Genomic DNA, 22,240 nt, shown 5'->3' with positions numbered 1-22,240 from the left:
AAGATGAATTTAAAAGATTATATTGCTAGTATTCCAGATTATCCAGAAAAAGGAGTTATCTTTAGAGATATCTCACCATTGATGGCCAATGGCGAGGCCTATCGTGAAGCAACAAAACAAATCGTTGATTATGCGAAAGAAAAAAGAATTGATATGGTCGTAGGCCCTGAAGCGCGCGGTTTTATTGTCGGGTGTCCAGTCGCATATGAATTAGGTGTCGGCTTTGCTCCAGTCCGTAAAAAAGGAAAGTTACCACGCGAAACGATTGAAGTAACTTATGATTTGGAATATGGGACTGATACATTAACTCTTCATAAAGATGCCATCACTCCTGGTCAACGAGTATTGATTTGTGATGACTTATTGGCAACAGGTGGTACCATCAAGGCAACGGTTGAGTTAATCGAATCATTAGGTGGTATCGTAGTCGGTTGTGCTTTTCTAATTGAATTGATGGACTTACATGGACGCGATAAAATCAAGGATTATGAAATTGTGACATTGATGGAATATTAAAAAAGAGGATAGGATAGAAGGGCGTTCTTCTGCATCTACGGTTCTCGTTTCACTCCGATCGTCGAAGCATCGAGGGCCGTTTGCTCCAAGCGTTTATTTGGATAAAAAGATCCTGAAACATAACTTTTTAAGTTTATGTTCCAGGATCTTTTTTTATTTTAACTAACTAAATAGCTCAGTTTGGTTCTATGGATATTTGCGATAAACATATTGTTGATGGTCATTTTTTTTTCTAGTATGAGAATATCGTTTTTCATCCCATAGCATAAACCATATAATAAATAGAGGGCTAACAATAAGTAATGCGGACTGTAACCCTAATGTTCCTAAGAAAATACCAATAATCAATACAACAAATAATAACCCGCCACGACGAACTGCTTTCATTCTTAATCACCTCATAATTTTTATCGAACAAACGTTTGTATAGTTATTATACGAATGTTTGTTCGGTTTGTAAAGAGATAAATACAAAAAAAGGTACTTCTTTTTTGATTTCTCAAAAAGAAGTACCAAGAATCCTTTGTTCATAAGGATTTGATAGTTGTTTAAGTATAAAGTAAAATTGAAAAGAACATGAATCCTGCTCCTAACATTACGAACAAATGCCAAACTACATGCATGAAGCGAACGCTCTTTAAACTATAAAAGGCAGCACCTAATGTATAAGAAACGCCTCCAGCCACTAATAAAGCTATTCCAGTAGGCCCTAAAGAATCATATAAAGGTTTTGCTGCTGTAATACAAAGCCAGCCCATAATAATGTAAATGACCGTTGAAACATTTTTTACTGTCTCTTGTTTATGAAGTGTTAAAGATTTGTAGACAACTCCACTGATTGCCATGACCCAAATAAGAACAAACAATAGCCAGCCTAACCAACCCTTGATGCTCAATAAGCAAAATGGTGTATAGCTACCAGCAATCAATAAGAAAATCGAACTATGGTCGAAGACCTGGAAGACTTTCTTAGCTCTAGTAAAAATCAAACTGTGAAATAAAGTTGAGGATAGGAATAACAGAATCAATGTTGAACCATAAATAGCATAGGAAACAACATGAACAGCTGAACCAAGCCTTGCACCCTTGACTAACAAAATCACTAATCCTGCAATACTTAAACTAGCCCCAATCCCGTGAGTAACTGCATTAAGTACTTCATTTAAAATCATATATTTTCTCGAGAATTTTGCTTTTTCCAAGAAATCAACTTCCTTCATTTTAATTTGATGAAAAATAATTCTTTGTCTGTTATAATATAAACAGACATTCAAGCCTCAAAAGTATTCTACCACGAATTGAGGTTGTTTTTAAAGAAAGAGTGATAAAATTATGACAAATGTTAAAATTGTGACTGATTCTTCTTGCACAATGCTGAAAAGTATACGCGATGATTTAGATATTCAGATGATGCCTTTATCTGTAATGATCGATGGCGTAGTTTACGCAGATGACGATCATTTAGAAGGCGAACATTTTATGGAATTAATGAGTACGGCTAAAGCTTTGCCAAAAACGAGTCAACCACCAATTGGTGAGTTTGTAGAGCTGTATGACCGTTTAGGCGCTGATGGCAGTGAAGTTGTCTCGATTCATATGACAAAAGGCTTGAGCGGCACTGTAGAAGCTGCTAGACAAGCTGGGAATCTTAGCTCTGCTAACGTTACAGTGATTGACAGTGACTTCACGGATCAAGGATTATCATTCCAAGTGATTCAAGCGGCTAAACTTGCTAAAAACGGGGCTGGTGTTCCAGAAATTTTAGCAGAAATCAATCATGTCAAAGAAAACACCAAGCTTTTCATCGGTATATCTACATTGGATAATCTAGTTAAAGGTGGCCGAATCAGTCGTGCAACCGGTCTTTTATCCAGTATTTTTAATATGAAAGTTGTAATGGATTTTGATCAAACAGAACTGATTCCAGTAGCCAAAGGTAGAGGGATGAAAACCTTTAATAAATGGTTTGATGAGTTGAAAAGTGAATTGAGTAGCTTATCAAATGTACGTCAAATTGGGATTTCTCATGCAGATGGACTAGAGCTGGCAAACAGTTTTAAAGAAGGGCTGCAAGCACTATTTCCTGATATGGATATTCCTGTATTGCATACAAATCCTGTAATTGCGACTCATACAGGTAAAGGTGCTTTTGCTATCATGTACTATACAGACTAAACAGACTGAGTTTTGAGCAGATCAAACTGATCTGCTTTTTTTAATAAAAATTTTTATAACTTTTACTGTACAAATGACAATAAAATAGAGATAATTTAGTTTAATAGGACTAAAAAGCCGGTGACTGTATATTGCACTATTTTTTTGTGATTTCCGGCAAAGGAAGGGATACAATGAAATTATTTTTCAAAAAAAATGGAGCAAGCGTGGCACTGCTCATACTCACCATAATTGGTGTATTTTTATTATTGATCGTGGCGGTTCCTAAAGCAAAACCAATCTTAGGAACGGGAGCAAAACAAACCGTAAAAAGTGAAACGAAAGAGGTGATTCGATACACCGCAATTGGGGACTCACTGACAGAAGGAATTGGCGATTTAACAAATTCAGGTGGATTTGTCCCGCTAGTTGCCAATGATTTACAAGAACAGTATCATTTAAACGGTGTTCAAACGGATAACTTTGGGAAAAACGGTGATCGCAGTGATCAAATTCTAAAACGAATCAAAAAAAATGAAGATATTCAAAAAGGTTTGGCAGCAGCAGATCTCATTACCTTAACCGTTGGTGGAAACGATCTAATGAAAGTAATCAAAGGAGATGTCTTCCGCTTAACCAAAGACTCATTTAAAAAACCACTTAAAAGCTATCAGAAAGAAGTGGAAAAGCTCCTTACAGAGATACGTAAATATAATGAAGAAGCCCCAATCTATGTTTTAGGGATCTACAATCCATTCTATCTTTATTTCCCTGATATTACTGAAATGCAGGAAATAGTGGATACTTGGAATGATGGGACAAAGGAAGTCGTTACTGCAGAAAAAAATGCCTATTTTATTCCAATCAATGACTTACTGTATAAAGGAGCAGGGGACCAAGTAGGGATTGTTAGTAGTGAAGAAACGACAACCTCAAGTTCAGAGCATGATATAAAAAATAATGCGCTTTACGAAGAAGACCATTTCCATCCTAATAATTTAGGGTATCAAATTATGGCTAGCGCTGTTCGTGAAGAAATGGTCAAAACCCAAGATAAATGGCTCAAAAAGGGAAGTGAGTGAAAAGAATGAAAAATGAACCAGATGAAAAAAAGGAATCAACAGCAGAAAAAAAGACAAGCCCAAGAAGAAAAAAAATACCTGAAGTCAAAAAAACAATCAATCACTGGAAAGTGGCTTTTATCGTTTTAATTGGACTGATAATCGGAAGTGCGGCTTTCGTCTTTATAAGAGTTACTCAAGTTAGAGAACCGAACTATACACCTGTCCCTGAGTTAGTCGAAAAAGATGGAACCCCCGTTATTGCCATCCAATCAAAGAAGAAGCAGATAAATGCGTTAATTGATTTTTATCTTGGTGATTTCCAAAAAGGCTCTGATATTACGTATAAATTCTATCTAGAAAATGAAGCAATGTTGAATGGAACCTTTGAAGTTTTAGGTCATCCAATTCAATTTTACCTCTATTTTGATCCGTATGTAATGGACAATGGGAATGTCCAATTAAAAGCAAAAAGCTTGTCAATTGGCACGCTAGGTTTACCAATGAAAGAAATTTTGAAGTTTGTTCAAAGAGATTACAAATTGCCAAACTGGGTAGAAGTAAATCCAGATGACAGTACAGTTCTACTCCGTTTAGACCAATTTAGAATGCAAAATGGTCTATTTATCCGGGCTGAGAAAATAAACTTAGTCGATGATGATATCCGAATGAACATTTATTTGCCTAAAGATAAATAATCCAGTAAGGGAGGAATTCGAATGAATGAAAAAGCCATTTTTGCTGGCGGGTGCTTTTGGTGTATGATCCAACCATTTGATACACAGCCCGGCATCAATTCAGTAACCTCAGGCTATACAGGTGGTCATGTTGTTAATCCAACTTATGAACAAGTGTTAAGTCATACAACTGGGCATACAGAAGCAGTTGAAATTGACTTTGATCCTGAGATTATGCCCTATGAAAAGCTAGTAGAGATCTACTGGCAGCAAACAGATCCGACAGATGCTTTAGGTCAGTTTGAGGATCGTGGGGATAATTATCGGCCAGTTATTTTTTATACCAATGAGCAACAGAAAAAGATTGCAGAAGATAGTCGGCAAAACTTACAAGAAAGTGGCCGCTTTAATGAACCCATTGTAACAACGATTGAGCCTGCAGCTATTTTTTATCCAGCTGAAGACTATCATCAAGACTTCTATCAAAAAGATCCTGAACGTTACAAAGACGCCCATCTTAATCGAGAAAATTTTATAAAAGAAAATTGGTGACCCTATGAGAAGAAGTTTTTATCACTACCTAATGACCTTAAGAGCGCCTAAAAAAACGGCGGAAAGCCAATTTGCAAATGACGCGTCAAGAGATATTCAGTTTCCAAAACAATCAGAAGATTATCATGAGATATCTACTTATTTAGAAATGAATGCTGATTATTTGACCAATATGCATATTTTTGATGAGATGTGGGAAAAATACTTAGAAAACAATAAATAAAAAAAAGAAGGAAAGGGCAAAGAAAGCTTTTCCTTCTTTTTTTTTCATGTTAAACTGGAAAACATGCAATGATAATTTTACGAAAAGAGATGACTATATGAAAAATAAACAACAAGTACCCTTCCATCAATATATTATTTCGATTGTTTGTGTCGCTTTTCTTGTTGGAGGAGGTAGCTATATTTATTTTGACTATCAATATAAAAAGGAACTTGCAGACAATCCGGCTCGAAGTGCTGACTTAGAAAAAATTGATAACTTATACAGTGAAATCATCAATAATTATGTAGGAAAAGTTGATGAAAAAAAATTAGTTGATGGTGCATTGAAAGGGATGACAGAAGCTTTAGAGGATCCTTACTCTAGTTATCTAAATGAACCTGAAGCTGACGAGTTAGATCAAAGCCTTGCAGGCAGCTTTGAGGGAATCGGTGCCACTATGACTATGACAGATGATCTGCCTACAGTAGCTCAAGCACCTATCGAAGGCTCACCAGCAGCTAAGGCTGGAATGAGAGCGAATGATACAGTGCTAAAAGTCGATGATGAAGAAACCCAAGGTAAAACACTTTCTCAAGTAGTCAGCAAAATTCGTGGAAAAAAAGGAACCGAAGTTCGTTTAACGATTGCTCGTGGTGAAGAAACATTTGAATTAAAACTGACACGAGATACAATCCCAATTGAGACAGTCAAAGGAGAACTAGACAAAACAGATCGATCGATAGGTTCAATTAAAATCACTTCTTTTGGTGAAAATACTTACCAGGAACTTAAAAATACGATTAAAACGTTAAGAAAAGATGGCGCAAAATCTTTTGTCATCGACCTACGCCAAAATCCAGGTGGACTTCTTAATCAAGTAGAACAAATGGCCAGTATGTTTCTGGAAGATGGCAAACCAATCATCAAATTTGAAGATAAAAATGGTAATACCAGTGAAGAAGTCGCATCTAGCAAACTAGATGGAGGTTTTAAAGTTACGGAGCCTACTGTTGTTTTAGTAGATGAAGGAAGTGCGAGCGCTTCTGAAATTTTCGCAGCAGCCTTAAAAGAATCAGGGAATAAAAAAATTATTGGAACAAAAACGTTTGGTAAAGGAACCGTTCAAACAGTTAAAAACTTAAATGATAAGAGTGAAATCAAATTAACTGTTCTAAAATGGTTAACGCCAAATGGAGAATGGATCCATGAAAAAGGCCTAGAACCTACTATTAAAGCCGATTATCCTGATTATGCCTATCTATCTCCAATTTCTAGAGATAAAACATTAAAACAAGGTGATTCCTCACCAGTTGTTAAAAACGTCAATGCTTTATTACAAGCACTGGACTATGAAGTTGATGCTAACAGTAGCGAATTTTCAGAGCAAACTCAAACAGCTGTGAGCAAATTGCAGACCAGCACAGGACTTCCTGTTACTGGAGAAGTTGATAACGAAACAGCTGCCCAAATTGAGTTAGAGATAGGCAAAAAAATCAAAGAAAACGACCAGGCATATGAAGCGGGTCTAAAAGAACTTCAAAAAAAATAGCTGGAACTCATGTGAAAAAACGATAAGTGCGTAATACTATTGCTTTTTCACATCAATTTCACACTTTACTCAAATAGGGTGAAATATTTCCTTTAAAATTGTCGCTTTTTCTAGTGTTTTTCCTTTATAATAGAAACAGTGAGAGCAAGGGAGAGAAACTACGTGGAAAAACAGAAATCTTATATCGGTTATTTTATTTTTTTCATGAAACTACTCGTTCCTTCGTTAGTGTTGTTATTTATATTGCGAGGCTTTCTTTTGATTCCTGTGCCGGTTGATGGAAATTCAATGGAAAAGACACTTAGTCAAGGTGACATGATCGTCATGGAAAAATTTTCTTCGATCAAGCGATTTGACGTTGTAGTGTTTAAATTACCAACTGGAGCGATTTATATCAAACGAGTTATTGGATTGCCAGGAGATGCTGTACGATATGAAAACGACCAGCTTTATATAAATGAAAAACGGATAGAAGAGCCTTTTCTAGAAAAAAATATAAAAAAAGATCACGAAACAGCACCATATACAACAAATTTTAATTTAAGTGATTTAACCACGGAGAATACGTTACCAAAAGATAGTTATTTTGTGTTAGGTGATAATCGCCGGATGTCAAAGGATAGTCGTTCTTTCGGAGCCGTTCAAAGTAAATATATTTTAGGAAAAGCCCAATTCGTGTATTACCCGATAACACATATGAAATTCATAGCAAGATAGGTGATAAAATGACAATACAATGGTTTCCAGGACATATGGCAAAAGCCAGAAGAGAAGTATCCGAAAAAATAAAGTATGTTGATATTGTTTTTGAATTGATCGATGCACGCTTACCTCTTTCATCAAGAAATCCAATGATGGATCAAATCGTTCAACAAAAGCCGCGGTTGATTTTACTAAACAAAGGTGATTTAGCTGATAAAGAACAAAATCAAAAATGGCAACATTATTTTCAAGAAAAAGGCTACCATACGCTAGTAATCAATGCTCAGCAAAATAAAGGTGTTAACAAAATCGTTCCTGAAGCAAAGAAAGCCCTAAAAGAAAAAATCGATCGTGAACGGGCAAAAGGGGTGAAACCTCGTGCAATCCGTGCGATGTGTATCGGTATTCCTAATGTAGGGAAATCGACTTTAATGAATCGGTTAGTTGGAAAGAAAATTGCACAAACCGGGAACAAACCCGGAGTAACTAAAGGGCAACAATGGCTTCGTTCAGGCACAGACTTAGAGTTACTTGATACGCCAGGGATTTTGTGGCCTAAGTTTGAAGATCAAGAAATTGGTAAAAAATTAGCATTGACTGGAGCAATTAAAGATCAATTGCTTCATTTAGATGATCTGGCTATTTATGGGCTAACATTTTTTTCACGATTTTACCCAGAGCGTTTGGTTGAACGCTATAAATTAACAGAAGAGGAAACAGGTTTACCAGGTGCTGAACTTTTGATGTTGATCAGTCAAAAACGTGGATTTAAGGACGATTATGATCGAGCAAGTGAAATGATCATTCAAGAAATCCGCAGTAGCAAATTAGGACCTTATACTTTAGATCGTTGGGAAGAATTAGGAGTTACAAAAGATGAAAACTGAGTCAATCCAGCAAATTAAAGCAGCATTAACAACTATTGATACAAGAGATGATGAACGAATCAAGTTATGGCAAGCAGATGAACGTAATGGCGTTCAACAAGCTTTAGCGCAGTGGGATAGGAAGATCCAGCGTCATGAAAAAGCCGTAGCCTTACTTGAAGAAATGCAGCAATTTGAAAATCAGGCACGGACTCAAGGTCATCGTTTGATCGTAGGGATCGACGAGGTAGGAAGAGGACCGCTAGCTGGTCCAGTTGTTGCCGCAGCCGTTATCCTCCCTGAAAAGTTCCAGCTTTTAGGTGTCAATGATTCTAAAAAATTGTCTGCCAAAAAAAGAGATGAACTTTATGACGAAATCCAAAATCAAGCCATATCAATAGGGATTGGAATGGTTGATCATAATAAAATCGATGAAATCAATATTTATCAAGCATCCAAATTAGCTATGGGGATCGCGCTCGAAGATCTTTGCTTCATCCCAGATTATTTATTGATTGATGCAATGAAGCTAGACGTTAACATTCCACAAAAAAGCCTCATTAAAGGAGACGCTCGCTCCGTATCAATTGCAGCAGCTAGTATTGTAGCTAAAGTGATTCGAGATCGTTTAATGGAAGATTACGCTAAAATGTACCCTGGATATGGGTTTGAAAACAACGCAGGCTATGGAACCAAGGAACATCTAATCGGACTGGAAACACAAGGAATTTGTACAATCCACAGAAAAACATTTGCTCCAATCAAAGACATGTGTTAAAAAAAATAAAATTTTCCTTTTTTTGCGGATACTTACTATAACAAGTATTTGTGAAAGAAGGTTTTTTTTATGGAAGCAAAACAACGAGAACTTTTATTTAAATTAACAGTTTGTAATGGAATTGGCAACTTGGGTATGCTAAAAGTCTTAGATTTTTCAATGAACTATAATAATTGTACAGACTTCTCAAAAGAAGAAATTATTCAGATTGCAGGAATCACAACCTACCAAAAATTGTTTTCTGAATCCTGGGATCATTGGTCAAATAATCCAGAAAAAACACAGGAGTACTATAATGCACATTCATTTATCACGATTTTGGATCCAACCTATCCTGAGTATTTAAAACAAATTTATAACTGTCCCGTACTATTATTTTACAAAGGCAACATAGAATTATTGCAAAAAAAATGTATCTCCTTTATCGGTGCTAGAGCAGCTTCTGTTTACGGAATAAATGTCGTTCGTCAGTTGATCCCTGAAATGATCCGTCATGATTTGACGATTGTTAGCGGGTTAGCCAAAGGAATCGATAGTGTTAGTCATCAAGTGACCATGCAACAGGGTGGACATACGATTGGCGTTATTGGAACGGGTCTAGATATTTGTTACCCTAAAGAAACGGCTCATATACAGCGAAAAATGATGGACGAACAATTAGTTGTCAGTGAATATCCAAATGGTACAAGACCAAGAAAATATCATTTTCCAATGAGAAATCGAATTATTGCAGGAATGAGTTTAGGAACCTGTGTGATTGAAGCGCGAAAAAAAAGCGGAACCTTGATCACTGCTCAAGCTGCTTTAGAATATGGCCGTGAAGTTTTTGCAGTCCCTGGTAATCTTTTTGATGCCCATTCTGACGGTTGTCATGGCTTGATTCAAGATGGTGCAAAATGTACAATTTGTCCGCAAGATATTTTAGAAGAAATTCAACTTTTTTCGATTTAACTACATCAATCCTTGACAAACCTGTGATGAATAGATATGATGAAGTACGATTTGTGAGTTCTCTACATTTTGATATATATAATAGAAGAAACACAAAAACCGAAAGGAGCCACACGTTGAATGGCGTATAAATATCTAGTTATTGTAGAATCACCAGCTAAAGCCAAAACGATTGAAAAATATTTAGGAAAAAACTATAAGGTTGTTGCCAGTGTTGGGCATATACGAGATTTACCTAAAAGTAAAATGGGTGTTGATACTGAAAATAATTACGAACCTCACTACATATCTATCCGTGGTAAGGGCGATGTAATCAAAAGTTTGAAAGCCGCTGCAAAAAAAGCCGAAAAAGTTTACCTCGCAGCCGATCCGGACCGAGAAGGGGAGGCTATTGCCTGGCATTTGTCTTTCCTTCTTGGCCTGGATTTAAAAGATAAAAATCGAGTTGTTTTTAATGAAATCACTAAAGAAGCAGTTAAAGCTGCCTTTAAAGAACCGCGTACGATCAACTTAGATTTAGTTGATGCACAGCAAGCACGTCGTATTTTAGACCGCTTGGTTGGTTATTCACTGAGTCCGATATTATGGCGAAAAGTTAAAAAAGGATTAAGTGCAGGTCGAGTTCAATCTGTCGCACTTAAAATTATCATTGATCGTGAAAATGATATTCGGAAATTTATACCTGAAGAATACTGGAGTATCGATGGTAATTTCCAAAAAGCTAAGAAAAAATTCAAAGCTAATTTTTGGGGACTTGATGGTAAAAAGAAAAAGCTACCCAATGCAGAAGCCGTAAAAGAAGTGACTACTCGTATCAAAGGAAAAGAATATGACGTCACAAAAGTTGAGAAAAAAGAACGCAAACGTAATCCAGCATTGCCATTTACAACGAGTAGCTTACAACAAGAGGCCGCTAGAAAGCTAAACTTTAGAACAAGAAAAACGATGATGGTGGCCCAACAGCTTTATGAAGGTATTGCTCTAGGAAAACAGGGTACAGTAGGGTTGATCACCTATATGCGTACAGATTCTACTAGAATAGCTGATTCAGCTAAAGCTGAAGTGGCTGAATACATTGAAAAGACCTATGGCAGTGAGTTCTCAGCTCATGGCGGACGAAAAGTTAAAAATGCCCAAGGTGCTCAAGATGCCCATGAAGCAATCCGACCTTCCAGCGTAATGCGTGCGCCAAATGAGATCAAACAATACTTGGATAAAGATCAAGTAAAACTTTATACTTTGATTTGGTCACGTTTAGTTGCTAGTCAAATGACACCGGCTGTGTTAGACACAATGAAAGTAACCCTAGAGCAAAATGGCGTGATTTTCATTGCCAATGGTGCCAAGGTAAAATTCAAAGGATTTATGCAGGTTTACGTTGAAGGCCGTGACGATGGGAAAGAAGATAAAGAAAATATTTTACCTGACTTAGTCGAAGGTGATAAAGTCAATGCCTTAGATATCGAGCCAAAACAACATTTTACACAACCACCAGCAAGATTTAGTGAGGCAACTCTAATTCGAGCGCTAGAAGAAAATGGTGTAGGACGTCCATCAACATATGCGCCAACTCTAGAAACAATTCAAAGACGATACTATGTTAAACTAACAAATAAACGTTTTGAACCAACTGAGCTGGGCGAAATCGTCAATTCACTGATCGTTGAGTTTTTCCCGCAGATCGTCGATGTTCATTTTACCGCATCAATGGAGGGTGACTTGGATAAAATCGGAGTGGGAACAGAAAAATGGGTAGAAGTCGTAGATCGTTTCTACCGCCCATTTGAAAAAGAGCTGACGAATGCAGAAGAAAAAATCGAAAAAATCCAAATCAAAGACGAACCTGCAGGATTTGATTGTGATCTTTGTGGTCATCCAATGGTGATCAAACTAGGACGTTACGGCAAGTTTTATGCATGTAGTAATTTTCCGGAATGTCGAAACACTAAAGCGATTGTTAAAGAAATCGGTGTTACTTGTCCCGTTTGTAATGAAGGACAAGTGATTGAACGTAAATCTAAAAAGAATCGTTTATTCTACGGTTGTAGTCGCTATCCAGACTGTGATTTCACTTCTTGGGACAAGCCAATCGGACGTCCATGTCCGAAATGTGGGCAATATCTTGTTGAGAAAAAAGTTAAGGGTGGAAAACAAGTCGTTTGTATCAATGGCGACTATGAAGAAAATGTTCAAAAATAAAAAATTTGAAAACCAGCGGAAAATCCCGTTGGTTTTTTGAAGAAAAGAGGAAATATATGTCTACTTCTGTCACAGTTATTGGTGCAGGACTTGCGGGTAGTGAAGCTGCCTGGCAAGTTGCCCAAGCAGGTGTCCCTGTAACCCTGTATGAAATGCGTCCTGTAAAAAATACACCAGCTCATCAAACAGAAAACTTCGCCGAACTTGTTTGTTCAAACTCGTTAAGAGGGAATAATTTGACAAATGCGGTCGGTGTACTAAAAGAAGAAATGCGCCGTTTAGACTCCATCATCATTAATAGTGCAGACAAAACAGCTGTTCCTGCTGGCGGTGCCTTAGCAGTGGATCGCGATACTTTTTCACAAGCGATCACAGATAAAATCAAAAATCATCCGTTAATTACCGTAAAAAATGAAGAAATCACTGCAATCCCAGATGGTATCGTCATTATTGCAACGGGTCCATTAACTTCAGAGTCTCTGGCTGAACAAATCAAAGACTTTAACGGTTCAGATGGTTTTTACTTTTATGACGCAGCAGCTCCAATCGTTGATAAAGCGACGATCGATATGGATAAGGTATATCTGAAATCTCGCTACAATAAAGGGGAAGCAGCCTATTTAAATTGCCCGATGACCGAAGAAGAATTCAAAGCATTTTATGAAGCCTTGATTTCAGCTGAAGTTGTACCATTGAAAACGTTTGAAAAGGAAAAATTCTTTGAAGGCTGTATGCCAATTGAAGTCATGGCGAGTCGTGGTATCAAAACAATGTTATTTGGTCCGTTAAAACCTGTTGGCTTGGAAGATCCTAAAACAGGTAAACGTCCCTACGCTGTTATTCAGTTACGTCAAGATAATGCAGCAGCTTCCTTGTACAACCTTGTTGGTTTCCAAACTCATCTAAAATGGGGTGAACAAAAACGTGTCTTCCAAATGATCCCAGGTTTAGAAAATGCTGAATTTGTTCGCTATGGTGTTATGCATCGCAATAGTTTTATGAACTCTCCTGAACTATTGAAACCTACCTATCAGTCTCAAAAACGAGAAAATCTATTTTTCGCAGGACAAATGACTGGTGTTGAAGGGTATGTAGAAAGCGCAGCTAGCGGCCTATTAGCTGGAATCAATGCAGCAAGATTAGCAAAAGACGAAGAACTTGTAGTCTTTCCAAGAGAAACAACCCTAGGCAGTATGGCCTATTATATTACCCATGCTGAAGGGAAACATTTCCAACCTATGAACGCTAATTTTGGTCTTTTCCCAGAATTACCTGAAAGAATCCGCGATAAGAAAAAGCGCTATGAAGCAATTGCAGACAGAGCGTTAACAAAATTAGCTGAAGTAACAAAAGAATTAAATTTTCTAGAACAAACAAAATAAATGAAGGCCCTAAACAAATTTCAACGTTTGTTCAGGGCTTTTTTCTTTGATAAGCGAACGAAACATTAAATTACACTTATAATTTATGAGTATTTAAAGGCAAATATGAATAAATTGTTACCAAATTTGAAAATATTGATTAAATTCTGACAATTCGTTTGTCTTTTCAAAATGGTTATGCTAAAGTTACTTTGTAATTTAATGGAGGAAGCCTATATGCAAGAAAAAAACTGGTCAGAACTGTTTTTAAACTATTTGATCGTTGAACGTGGCTATTCGGACAAAACCAAAATTGCTTACCAAGAAGATATTCTCAACTTTTTTGATTTTTTAAAGAATTCAGGAGAAGCTGACTATTTAAGTGTGGATCATTTAGATATCCGTACTTATTTAAGTTTTTTGTATGATAAAAACTATAGTCGGAACTCGATCAGCAGAAAAATTGCCAGTTTACGTTCTTTCTATCAATTTTTGCTTAAAAACGAAGTTATCAAGGAAAACCCATTTTCATATGTACATATGAAGAAAAAGCAACTACGTCTTCCACGTTTTTTTTACGAAAAAGAAATGGATGCACTTTTTGATAGTGCTAAAGGATCAAAACCGTTGGATTTGAGAAATCAGGCGTTGCTAGAAATTTTATATGGCACTGGGATTCGTGTAAGTGAATGTGCAAATTTAACTTTACAGTCAATTGATTTTTCAGCAAACGTATTATTGATTCATGGTAAAGGGAATAAAGATCGCTATGTGCCGTTTGGTTCCTTTGCCCAAGATGCGCTTAAGGAGTATTTGGAAAATGGGCGAGCTGTTTTGATGACCAAATATCATCAAGAGCATGCTTTTGTTTTTATCAATCATCATGGTGAACAAATCACATCCACAGGAATTGAATACGTTTTAAATCAGCTTATCAAAAAAAGTACCTTGAATAGCGATATCCACCCACATATGTTGCGGCATACATTTGCAACACATCTATTAAATAATGGTGCGGATATGCGGACTGTTCAAGAATTGCTAGGACACTCTGATTTATCTACTACACAAATTTATGCTCATGTAACCAAAGAAAGTTTACAAAAAAATTATCGAACATTTCATCCGCGTGCTTAAAGGATGAGAGGTTTTGCTTTGAATCATGCCAAGAAATATGCCAAGAAACACAACGAGGAACTGAGTTGATGTTGATTGGTACAAGGTGACTGAAAGAAACAATGTTACCATATCTAGCTACGTAGGGTAGCTCTTCGGAAAAAAGATAAAATATGATTGTGGCAAAGAGCACCACCCTCATATTTTCCTATTTTTCTGTCGAGACTAGACGATCCTGCTTCGCTTTTAAATTAGGAGGAATTAGAATGGTTGAATCACAATTTCATTCAACAACAATTTGTGCCGTTGAAAAGGACGGTAAATTTGCAATGGCTGGTGACGGTCAAGTTACAATGGGTGAGTCAGTCGTTATGAAAGGTACTGCGAAAAAAGTTCGTAGAATCTATAATGACGAAGTCGTTGTGGGATTTGCAGGAAGTGTAGCAGATGCATTTACACTTGAAGAAAAATTTGAAGGTAAATTAAATGAATACAATGGTAATTTAACCAGAGCTGCAGTTGAATTAGCACAGGAATGGCGCACGCAACAATCTATGCAAAAATTAGAGGCCATGTTGATCGTGATGAATGCCAAAGAAATGCTATTAGTTTCTGGAACAGGTGAAGTGATTACTCCAGACGATGGTATTTTAGCTATAGGTTCAGGTGGTAATTTTGCTTTATCTGCAGCTCGAGCTATGAAACATTATGGAGATAAAGAAATGTCTGCACAAGATATCGCCAAAAATGCATTGAATATTGCGGCAGATATCTGCGTCTTTACAAATCACAATATTATTGTAGAAGAAATATAAATGGGGGACATGACCATGAACGAGTTAAACAAAACACCAAGAGAAATCGTGAAAGAATTAGATGAATATATAATTGGGCAAGAAACTGCGAAAAAGTCAGTCGCTGTTGCTTTAAGAAACAGATATCGCCGTTTACAACTTGATGAAAAAATGCAGCAAGATGTAACGCCTAAAAATATGCTAATGATCGGACCAACTGGTGTAGGGAAAACAGAAATCGCTAGACGTTTGGCTAAAATCGTCAATGCGCCTTTTATCAAAGTTGAAGCGACTAAATTTACTGAGGTCGGTTATGTCGGTCGAGATGTCGAATCGATGGTTCGTGATTTAGTTGAAAACGCCATTCAAATCGTTGAAAAACAACAATACAGCCGTGTCTATTCTCAAGCATTGAAGAAAGCAAATAATCGCTTAGTAAAAGTTTTAGTTCCAGGAATTAAAAAGGAACAAAAGCAAGCATCGAACAACCAATTTGAACAAATGATGCAAATGTTCAATAGCGCACAACAACCTCAAGACACGCAAGAGGAAGTAACTGAGGAAATCAAGGTCAATCGTAAAACAATTCTTGAACAATTAGAAAAAGGGCTATTAAACAATCGCGAAGTGACGATAGAAATAGATGAACCTAAAAAAACAATGCCTGCAATGAACACCGGTATGGAACAAATGGGGATCGACTTAAATGAAACACTAGGTGCCCTATCACCTAAGAAAAAAGTTGAACGTGTGGTAACAGTCAAGGAAGCCCAAGAACTATTAGTGAAAGAAGAATCTGCTAAAATTGTCAAAGAAGCTGATATCCACAGTGAAGCAATTCGGTTGGCTGAGAGCAGTGGGATTATTTTTATCGATGAATTTGATAAAATCACCTCAAAAAGTCAACAAAATTCTGGTGAAGTTTCCCGAGAAGGGGTACAAAGAGATATTTTACCGATTGTTGAAGGCTCTCAAGTCAATACAAAATACGGTGCCATCCAAACAGACCATATTTTATTTATTGCATCAGGCGCTTTTCACTTGTCAAAACCAAGTGACTTGATTCCTGAGTTGCAAGGGCGTTTCCCGATTCGAGTAGAATTAGATGATTTGACCGCTGAAGACTTCGTACGCATTTTAACAGAACCGAACAATGCGTTGATCAAACAATATATTGCCTTGATTGGAACAGAAAATGTCAACATTATTTTTACAAAGGAAGCAATTGAACGGATTGCTAATATCGCATTTGATGTAAATCGTGATACAGATAACATTGGCGCGCGCCGCTTGCATACGATTTTAGAACGCTTATTAGAAGATTTATTGTTTGAAGCACCAGATATGCAAATGGGCGAAATAACGATCACTGAAGCTTATGTGAATGAAAAACTAAACAGTATTGTTCAAAATGAAGATTTAAGCCGTTATATACTTTGATATAGTTTAGCTACAAACATCAATTTTTCCTATGTTTAGCTAGTGCTGAAATGAGTCTGTCATACTATGTATTATCTAGCTTCGCAGGCTAGCTCTTCGGAAAAAAGATAAAATATGATTGTGACAAAGAACGCCACCCTCATATTTTCCTATTTTTCTGTCATAGCTGGACGAGCCTGCTACGCTTTTAAATTAGGAGGAGTAAAAATGACTACTTTATTAGAAAAAACGCGTCAAATCAACAAGCTTTTACAACAGAAAAATACGTTTGATCAAAAAGCCGATTTACCTTACGATAAAATGGCAGTAATTTTGGGCGATGTTTTGGACAGTAATGCCTATATTATTAGTAACGAAGGGGTATTGTTGGGGTACAACGAAAAACTAGATGTTAATAATGCGCGTGTAAAGCATATGTTTGAGGAAAAGCGTTTTCCACAAAGCTACACAGATGCTGCTGATAATTTAATGAAAACCGAGGCTAATATTTCAATTACTAGTGATTTAACTGCTTTTCCAGTCGAGTTACGTAAAAAATACCCTTTTGGTCTGACGACCATCGTACCAATGTTTGGTGCTGGTGAGCGTTTAGGAACGATTATCTTAGCAAGAGTTGAACAGTCCTTTGATGATGAAGATTTAGTCTTAGCAGAATATAGTGCCACAGTTGTAGGAATGCAGATTCTCTATCAACAATCAAGAAACATTGAAGCCAACGTCCGTAGCGCAACCGCTGTACAAATGGCAATCAACACTTTGTCTTATAGTGAACTAAAAGCAGTCCAAGCGATTTTCAAAGCTTTAGATGGAGAAGAGGGTCGGTTAACAGCTTCTAGTATTGCTGATGAGATTGGAATTACTCGTTCTGTGATCGTAAATGCCTTAAGAAAATTAGAATCAGCTGGTATTATCGAATCAAGATCATTAGGAATGAAAGGGACCTATTTAAAAGTTTTAAACAAACAGTTTATCAAAGAATTGGAAAAAGATAACAAGTAGGAGGCAGCGGATATGACTGTACAAATTGAAAATGAATTTCTAATTGCGACAATCGCAGAAGATGGAGCTGAATTAATCAGCTTGAAATCAAAGAAAAACAACATTGAATATATTTGGCAAGGAGACCCAGCCTTTTGGGGACGTCATGCACCAGTGCTCTTTCCTGTCGTTGGTCGCCTAAAAGACGATCAATACACCTACCAAAACCAAACATATTTGATGAGTCAGCATGGCTTTGCTCGAGATAGCCTTTTTAATGTGATCGAGCATGGTACTGAGCTAGTTTCATTATCACTGAAAAGCAATAAAGAAACCAAAAAAGTTTATCCATTCGATTTTGAATTGATTCTGTCATATCTTTTAGAAGAGGATAATTTAGTGGTACGTTATCAAGTTGAAAATACCGGAGCAAGCGACATGTACTTTTCAATTGGTGGCCATCCAGCATTTAACGTTCCATTGGAATCAGGACTAACCTTTGATGATTATTATCTAAGCTTTTCGCCCAAAAAATCTCGCACTCAAATCCCTTTAGCTGGACCATTTGCAGATTTTGAACATAAAACATTAGGACAAACAAATACAAGTCTTGATATTCGTCGCGAATTATTTAAAGAGGATGCCATTATTTTTGAAACAAAAGGAGCAAACGCTTTTACGATTGAAACAGACGAGGGAGCTCACAGCATTAGTTTAAGCTATACTGACATGCCTTACGTGGGGATTTGGTCTCCTTATCCACAAGAAGCGCCATTCGTTTGTATTGAACCCTGGTGTGGTATAGCGGATGAAGTGAATGCGACAGGAAATTTAGTCGATAAAAAAGGCATCAATACATTAGCTGCCTCAGATATCTTTAAAACACAATATACACTTACAGCGAAATAAGACCAATAAAAAACTCAGACAAGAAGTTATGAAGAGCTTCTTGTCTGAGTTTTAATCGTTTATTTCTTTGAGCCTAATCCAAACGGGACACGACTTTCTGTTCCATCTTTGATTCGCTGAATATTCTCTTTATGTCGAATGAAAATGAAAATCGTTAGAGCTAATGCAATCAATGTCAACAACCAATCAAATCGAGGCAAAATTGCTGGAATAGCAAATGGTAGAATAACGGTTGAAAGAGTAATCAACACAGCGCTAATCATGCTTGTCAAACTTACCATACTAGTAATGTATAACATAATAATAAAAATCAAGGCAGAATAAACAAAAAATGCTGGATTGTATGCTAAAAGCATGCCTGCGCTTGTTGCAACAGCTTTCCCCCCTTTAAAATTGGCAAAAACTGGAAATGTGTGACCTAAAACGGCTGCAACACCAAAAACTAGTGGATTAACATGTAAAGAAAACAATAGTGGCAAACAAGTTGCTAAAGTTCCTTTTAAAATGTCCATCAACAAAACAGCAATACCAGCTTTTTTTCCCAAAACCCTAAACGTATTGGTTGTTCCTGTATTACCGCTGCCAAACTGGCGTAGGTCTTTTTTAAAGAACAGTTTTCCCACCCAAACACCTGAAGGAATAGAACCTAATAAATACGCGATAATCAATAGCACAAAGAATTTCATAGAGTAACCTCTTTCTGTTCAAACTAGCATTTATTTTATCATGAATAGAAACAGCTAACAATAATTAAATATTCGTTGTATAATGAAATAGAGAGAAATCGGAAAGGATGACTAAAATGCCTATAGAAAACCCATCACAAGAACAAATCTTTGAGTACCTAAAGCAAGCCAAACGAATTGCTGTTGTTGGCTTGAGTGCAAAAGAAGACCGCACCAGCTATAAAATAGCGAAATTACTACAAGAGTACGGTTATGAAATCATTCCCGTAAACCCATTATTAGCTGGTCAAGAAATTCTCGGAGAGAAAGTTTATGAGAAATTACAAGACGTACCTGGCTCAATCGATATTGTCGATATTTTTCGTCGCAGTGAATTTTTACCAGAAGTTGCAAAAGACTTTTTAGAAACAGATGCCAAAATCTTTTGGGCACAGTTAGGATTAGAAAATCAAGAAGCGGCTGAAATGTTGAAAAATGCTGGAAGAAATGCTATTATAATGAATCGTTGCATTAAAATTGAATTAGCAGCAATGCCAAAATAGATGCACATAATTTTAAGAAAGAGTTACCGAATAGGAAAGCTCTTTTTTTTTGAGAGCTTTTAGAGTATTATTGTAATGATGTGGCCTAGCGCCCTATAATTCAAGTATAAGGAGTTTTTTCTTTGGCGAAAAAAGTAAACAATGAATACAATGACGCCTCCATTCAAGTTTTAGAAGGATTGGAAGCTGTAAGAAAAAGACCAGGAATGTATATCGGCTCCACAGACAGCCGTGGATTACATCATTTAGTCTATGAAATCGTCGATAACGCTGTCGATGAAGCATTATCCGGTTATGGAAATGAAATCAGCGTGACGATCCAAAAAGATAATAGCATCAAAATAACTGATTCAGGTCGTGGAATGCCCGTGGGGATGCATGCATCCGGTATCCCAACTGTAGAAGTGATTTTCACCGTTCTCCATGCCGGCGGTAAATTTGGTCAAGGTGGATACAAAACTTCTGGAGGACTTCATGGTGTAGGTGCCAGTGTGGTTAATGCACTATCAAGTTGGTTAGAAGTCCGTATTGTCCGCGATGGCGTTGAATATATGGAACGCTTCGAAAACGGTGGTAAACCTGTTGGGACCTTGAAAAAAGTTGGTAAGACAACTAAAAAGAATGGTACTTCTGTGATTTTCTTACCAGATGATACGATTTTTTCGACCATTCATTTTTCATATGACACACTAGCCGAACGTTTAAGAGAGTCCGCATTCCTATTAAAAGGAGTAAAAATCTCCTTAGCAGATTTTAGAGGAGAAGAACCCAAGGAAGAGACCTTTCACTATGACGAAGGGATCAAGGAGTTTGTAGCGTATCTTAATGAAGAAAAAGATACATTAACACCTGTTGTCTATTTTTCTGGTGAAAAAGACGGTATTGAAGTAGAACTTTCATATCAATACAATGATGGTTATTCAGAAAATGTTCTTTCATTTGTAAATAATGTCCGAACAAAAGATGGCGGTACTCATGAAGTTGGTATGAAATCTTCAATGACAAAAGCGTACAATGAGTATGCTAGAAAAGTCGGGTTACTAAAAGAAAAAGATAAAAATCTTGAAGGTAGTGACTTCCGTGAAGGTTTAGCTGCGGTGCTATCGATTCGAGTTCCAGAAAACCTATTACAATTTGAAGGTCAAACAAAAGAAAAACTTGGGACACCAATGGCACGTAATGCAGTAGATAATGTTGTTGGTGAGCAAATGGGATTTTATCTCCAAGAAAATAGCGAAATGAGTCAACAGTTGATTCGTAAAGCGATCAAAGCGCGTGAAGCACGTGAAGCAGCACGGAAAGCGCGTGAAGAAAGTCGTAACGGGAAAAAACGCAAAAAAGGGGAATCTCTTTTATCAGGTAAATTAACCCCTGCTCAATCACGCAATCCTAAACGAAATGAATTATACCTAGTCGAAGGAGATTCTGCCGGCGGCTCAGCTAAACAAGGTCGCGACAGAAAATTTCAAGCGATTTTACCTTTACGAGGAAAAGTTCTGAATACTGAAAAAGCGAAGATGCAGGATATTCTGAAAAACGAAGAAATCAATACAATGATCTATACGATCGGTGCAGGCGTGGGACCTGAGTTTTCAGTTGAAGACTGTAACTATGATAAAGTCATCATCATGACCGATGCGGATACCGATGGCGCCCATATCCAAGTCTTACTCCTAACTTTCTTTTACCGTTATATGAAGCCGCTGATTGAAGCCGGTAAAATCTATATTGCACTACCACCGCTTTATAAAGTTTCAAAAGGGATCGGCAAAAAAGCTGTGACTGAATATGCTTGGACCGATGAAGAACTAGCCAATGTTACGGAGCAAGTCGGTAAAGGCTATATGCTTCAACGCTACAAAGGATTAGGGGAAATGAATGCAGATCAGCTGTGGGAGACCACAATGGACCCTGAGACACGCACGTTGATTCGAGTTAGAATAGATGATGCAGCTCAAGCAGAACGTCGTGTAACCACTCTGATGGGGGATAAAGTAGAACCAAGAAGAAAATGGATTGAACGTCATGTCCAATTTACGTTGGAAGAAGATGGCAGCATTTTAGATAGAAAAGATGGGGAAACAGAAATCTCTCCATCCATTTCTAACGAAGTACTAGATGAAGAAAAAAAAGAAGAAGCTGAACGTAAAAATGCAGATGCAGAAGAAATCAGTTTGTTTGATTTAGAGTAGGGAGTGACGAAT

23 protein-coding genes are annotated in these 22,240 nt (G+C 37.1%); 20 read left to right on the top strand and 3 right to left on the bottom strand.

All coding sequences use genetic code 11. The features are described from left to right. The first annotated feature begins 3 nt into the window (after window positions 1-3). Window positions 4-516, top strand: a complete 513-nt coding sequence (locus A5866_RS02870) for an adenine phosphoribosyltransferase (protein ID WP_086279425.1) — start codon at window positions 4-6, stop codon at window positions 514-516. Window positions 517-702: 186 nt separating this feature from the next. On the opposite strand, the gene A5866_RS02865 is transcribed toward A5866_RS02870, so the two are convergent. Together A5866_RS02865 and trhA are read right to left on the bottom strand one after the other, a co-directional pair. Further along, a complete protein-coding gene (locus tag A5866_RS02865; RefSeq protein WP_086279426.1) occupies window positions 703-903 on the bottom strand; it encodes a hypothetical protein in 201 nt (66 codons plus the stop codon). A gap of 161 nt (window positions 904-1,064) precedes the next feature. Then, window positions 1,065-1,718 carry a PAQR family membrane homeostasis protein TrhA gene (gene trhA / locus A5866_RS02860; protein ID WP_176271436.1) on the bottom strand — a complete coding sequence of 218 codons (654 nt, stop codon included), beginning with the start codon at window positions 1,716-1,718 and terminating at the stop codon, window positions 1,065-1,067. A 130-nt stretch (window positions 1,719-1,848) separates the two neighbouring features. Here trhA and A5866_RS02855 point away from each other — a divergent pair, with 130 nt between their 5' ends. The 17 genes from A5866_RS02855 (at window position 1,849) to A5866_RS02775 (ending at window position 18,808) form a co-directional block, all read left to right on the top strand. Continuing rightward, window positions 1,849-2,691 carry a DegV family protein gene (locus A5866_RS02855; RefSeq protein WP_086444442.1) on the top strand — a complete coding sequence of 281 codons (843 nt, stop codon included), beginning with the start codon at window positions 1,849-1,851 and terminating at the stop codon, window positions 2,689-2,691. A 173-nt stretch (window positions 2,692-2,864) separates the two neighbouring features. After that, window positions 2,865-3,752, top strand: coding sequence for an SGNH/GDSL hydrolase family protein (locus A5866_RS02850; RefSeq protein ID WP_086279429.1), 888 nt, complete (start codon window positions 2,865-2,867; stop codon window positions 3,750-3,752). Between the two features lie 5 nt (window positions 3,753-3,757). Next, the gene (locus tag A5866_RS02845) at window positions 3,758-4,429 is read left to right on the top strand and encodes a YpmS family protein (protein ID WP_086445523.1); all 672 of its coding nucleotides are present in this window, start codon (window positions 3,758-3,760) and stop codon (window positions 4,427-4,429) included. Between the two features lie 21 nt (window positions 4,430-4,450). After that, window positions 4,451-4,960, top strand: coding sequence for a peptide-methionine (S)-S-oxide reductase MsrA (gene msrA, locus A5866_RS02840; protein WP_086279430.1), 510 nt, complete (start codon window positions 4,451-4,453; stop codon window positions 4,958-4,960). Window positions 4,961-4,964: 4 nt separating this feature from the next. Further along, the gene (locus A5866_RS02835) at window positions 4,965-5,183 is read left to right on the top strand and encodes a YozE family protein (protein WP_086279431.1); all 219 of its coding nucleotides are present in this window, start codon (window positions 4,965-4,967) and stop codon (window positions 5,181-5,183) included. A 97-nt stretch (window positions 5,184-5,280) separates the two neighbouring features. Continuing rightward, entirely contained in the window at window positions 5,281-6,714 is a 1,434-nt protein-coding gene (locus A5866_RS02830; RefSeq protein WP_086444443.1) for a S41 family peptidase, read from the top strand. 162 nt (window positions 6,715-6,876) lie between these two features. Beyond that, window positions 6,877-7,431, top strand: coding sequence for a signal peptidase I (gene lepB / locus A5866_RS02825; protein ID WP_086444444.1), 555 nt, complete (start codon window positions 6,877-6,879; stop codon window positions 7,429-7,431). Window positions 7,432-7,439: 8 nt separating this feature from the next. After that, window positions 7,440-8,303 carry a ribosome biogenesis GTPase YlqF gene (ylqF, locus tag A5866_RS02820; protein ID WP_086444445.1) on the top strand — a complete coding sequence of 288 codons (864 nt, stop codon included), beginning with the start codon at window positions 7,440-7,442 and terminating at the stop codon, window positions 8,301-8,303. Continuing rightward, window positions 8,293-9,060, top strand: coding sequence for a ribonuclease HII (locus A5866_RS02815; RefSeq protein ID WP_086279435.1), 768 nt, complete (start codon window positions 8,293-8,295; stop codon window positions 9,058-9,060). Before ylqF ends, A5866_RS02815 begins: the two co-directional genes overlap by 11 nt. Before the next feature lie 69 nt (window positions 9,061-9,129). Then, window positions 9,130-10,011, top strand: coding sequence for a DNA-processing protein DprA (gene dprA / locus A5866_RS02810; protein ID WP_086444446.1), 882 nt, complete (start codon window positions 9,130-9,132; stop codon window positions 10,009-10,011). Window positions 10,012-10,131: 120 nt separating this feature from the next. Continuing rightward, entirely contained in the window at window positions 10,132-12,210 is a 2,079-nt protein-coding gene (gene topA / locus A5866_RS02805; RefSeq protein WP_086444447.1) for a type I DNA topoisomerase, read from the top strand. A 56-nt stretch (window positions 12,211-12,266) separates the two neighbouring features. Continuing rightward, entirely contained in the window at window positions 12,267-13,592 is a 1,326-nt protein-coding gene (trmFO, locus tag A5866_RS02800) for an FADH(2)-oxidizing methylenetetrahydrofolate--tRNA-(uracil(54)-C(5))-methyltransferase TrmFO (RefSeq protein WP_086279438.1), read from the top strand. A gap of 216 nt (window positions 13,593-13,808) precedes the next feature. Next, window positions 13,809-14,708 carry a tyrosine recombinase XerC gene (gene xerC, locus A5866_RS02795; RefSeq protein WP_086279439.1) on the top strand — a complete coding sequence of 300 codons (900 nt, stop codon included), beginning with the start codon at window positions 13,809-13,811 and terminating at the stop codon, window positions 14,706-14,708. Between the two features lie 245 nt (window positions 14,709-14,953). Beyond that, entirely contained in the window at window positions 14,954-15,502 is a 549-nt protein-coding gene (gene hslV, locus A5866_RS02790; RefSeq protein WP_086279440.1) for an ATP-dependent protease subunit HslV, read from the top strand. A gap of 15 nt (window positions 15,503-15,517) precedes the next feature. Beyond that, the gene (hslU, locus tag A5866_RS02785; protein WP_086279722.1) at window positions 15,518-16,921 is read left to right on the top strand and encodes an ATP-dependent protease ATPase subunit HslU; all 1,404 of its coding nucleotides are present in this window, start codon (window positions 15,518-15,520) and stop codon (window positions 16,919-16,921) included. Window positions 16,922-17,128: 207 nt separating this feature from the next. Next, window positions 17,129-17,920, top strand: a complete 792-nt coding sequence (codY, locus tag A5866_RS02780; protein WP_086279441.1) for a GTP-sensing pleiotropic transcriptional regulator CodY — start codon at window positions 17,129-17,131, stop codon at window positions 17,918-17,920. Window positions 17,921-17,932: 12 nt separating this feature from the next. Continuing rightward, window positions 17,933-18,808 carry an aldose 1-epimerase family protein gene (locus tag A5866_RS02775; protein ID WP_086444448.1) on the top strand — a complete coding sequence of 292 codons (876 nt, stop codon included), beginning with the start codon at window positions 17,933-17,935 and terminating at the stop codon, window positions 18,806-18,808. Between the two features lie 59 nt (window positions 18,809-18,867). Here the strand turns inward: A5866_RS02775 and plsY are convergent, their stop codons facing one another. Further along, the gene (gene plsY, locus A5866_RS02770) at window positions 18,868-19,494 is read right to left on the bottom strand and encodes a glycerol-3-phosphate 1-O-acyltransferase PlsY (protein ID WP_086444449.1); all 627 of its coding nucleotides are present in this window, start codon (window positions 19,492-19,494) and stop codon (window positions 18,868-18,870) included. Between the two features lie 116 nt (window positions 19,495-19,610). Here plsY and A5866_RS02765 point away from each other — a divergent pair, with 116 nt between their 5' ends. Together A5866_RS02765 and parE are read left to right on the top strand one after the other, a co-directional pair. After that, window positions 19,611-20,036 carry a CoA-binding protein gene (locus A5866_RS02765; protein ID WP_086445574.1) on the top strand — a complete coding sequence of 142 codons (426 nt, stop codon included), beginning with the start codon at window positions 19,611-19,613 and terminating at the stop codon, window positions 20,034-20,036. Between the two features lie 122 nt (window positions 20,037-20,158). Continuing rightward, complete coding sequence (gene parE, locus A5866_RS02760; RefSeq protein ID WP_086445573.1) at window positions 20,159-22,228, top strand: DNA topoisomerase IV subunit B; 2,070 nt, start codon at window positions 20,159-20,161, stop codon at window positions 22,226-22,228. Window positions 22,229-22,240 lie beyond the last annotated feature (12 nt).

The organism is Enterococcus sp. 12C11_DIV0727 (assembly GCF_002148425.2).
Classification (GTDB): domain Bacteria; phylum Bacillota; class Bacilli; order Lactobacillales; family Enterococcaceae; genus Enterococcus_L; species Enterococcus_L lemimoniae.
This window is presented reverse-complemented; position numbering and strand designations above follow the sequence as displayed.

Coding starts and splice junctions, on each gene's coding strand:
- A5866_RS02870 (WP_086279425.1), top strand. CDS start 4: ATGAATTTAAAAGATTATATTGCTAGTATTCCAGATTATCCAGAAAAA.
- A5866_RS02865 (WP_086279426.1), bottom strand. CDS start 903: ATGAAAGCAGTTCGTCGTGGCGGGTTATTATTTGTTGTATTGATTATT.
- A5866_RS02855 (WP_086444442.1), top strand. CDS start 1,849: ATGACAAATGTTAAAATTGTGACTGATTCTTCTTGCACAATGCTGAAA.
- A5866_RS02850 (WP_086279429.1), top strand. CDS start 2,865: ATGAAATTATTTTTCAAAAAAAATGGAGCAAGCGTGGCACTGCTCATA.
- A5866_RS02845 (WP_086445523.1), top strand. CDS start 3,758: ATGAAAAATGAACCAGATGAAAAAAAGGAATCAACAGCAGAAAAAAAG.
- msrA (WP_086279430.1), top strand. CDS start 4,451: ATGAATGAAAAAGCCATTTTTGCTGGCGGGTGCTTTTGGTGTATGATC.
- A5866_RS02835 (WP_086279431.1), top strand. CDS start 4,965: ATGAGAAGAAGTTTTTATCACTACCTAATGACCTTAAGAGCGCCTAAA.
- A5866_RS02830 (WP_086444443.1), top strand. CDS start 5,281: ATGAAAAATAAACAACAAGTACCCTTCCATCAATATATTATTTCGATT.
- ylqF (WP_086444445.1), top strand. CDS start 7,440: ATGACAATACAATGGTTTCCAGGACATATGGCAAAAGCCAGAAGAGAA.
- A5866_RS02815 (WP_086279435.1), top strand. CDS start 8,293: ATGAAAACTGAGTCAATCCAGCAAATTAAAGCAGCATTAACAACTATT.
- dprA (WP_086444446.1), top strand. CDS start 9,130: ATGGAAGCAAAACAACGAGAACTTTTATTTAAATTAACAGTTTGTAAT.
- topA (WP_086444447.1), top strand. CDS start 10,132: ATGGCGTATAAATATCTAGTTATTGTAGAATCACCAGCTAAAGCCAAA.
- trmFO (WP_086279438.1), top strand. CDS start 12,267: ATGTCTACTTCTGTCACAGTTATTGGTGCAGGACTTGCGGGTAGTGAA.
- xerC (WP_086279439.1), top strand. CDS start 13,809: ATGCAAGAAAAAAACTGGTCAGAACTGTTTTTAAACTATTTGATCGTT.
- hslV (WP_086279440.1), top strand. CDS start 14,954: ATGGTTGAATCACAATTTCATTCAACAACAATTTGTGCCGTTGAAAAG.
- hslU (WP_086279722.1), top strand. CDS start 15,518: ATGAACGAGTTAAACAAAACACCAAGAGAAATCGTGAAAGAATTAGAT.
- codY (WP_086279441.1), top strand. CDS start 17,129: ATGACTACTTTATTAGAAAAAACGCGTCAAATCAACAAGCTTTTACAA.
- A5866_RS02775 (WP_086444448.1), top strand. CDS start 17,933: ATGACTGTACAAATTGAAAATGAATTTCTAATTGCGACAATCGCAGAA.
- plsY (WP_086444449.1), bottom strand. CDS start 19,494: ATGAAATTCTTTGTGCTATTGATTATCGCGTATTTATTAGGTTCTATT.
- A5866_RS02765 (WP_086445574.1), top strand. CDS start 19,611: ATGCCTATAGAAAACCCATCACAAGAACAAATCTTTGAGTACCTAAAG.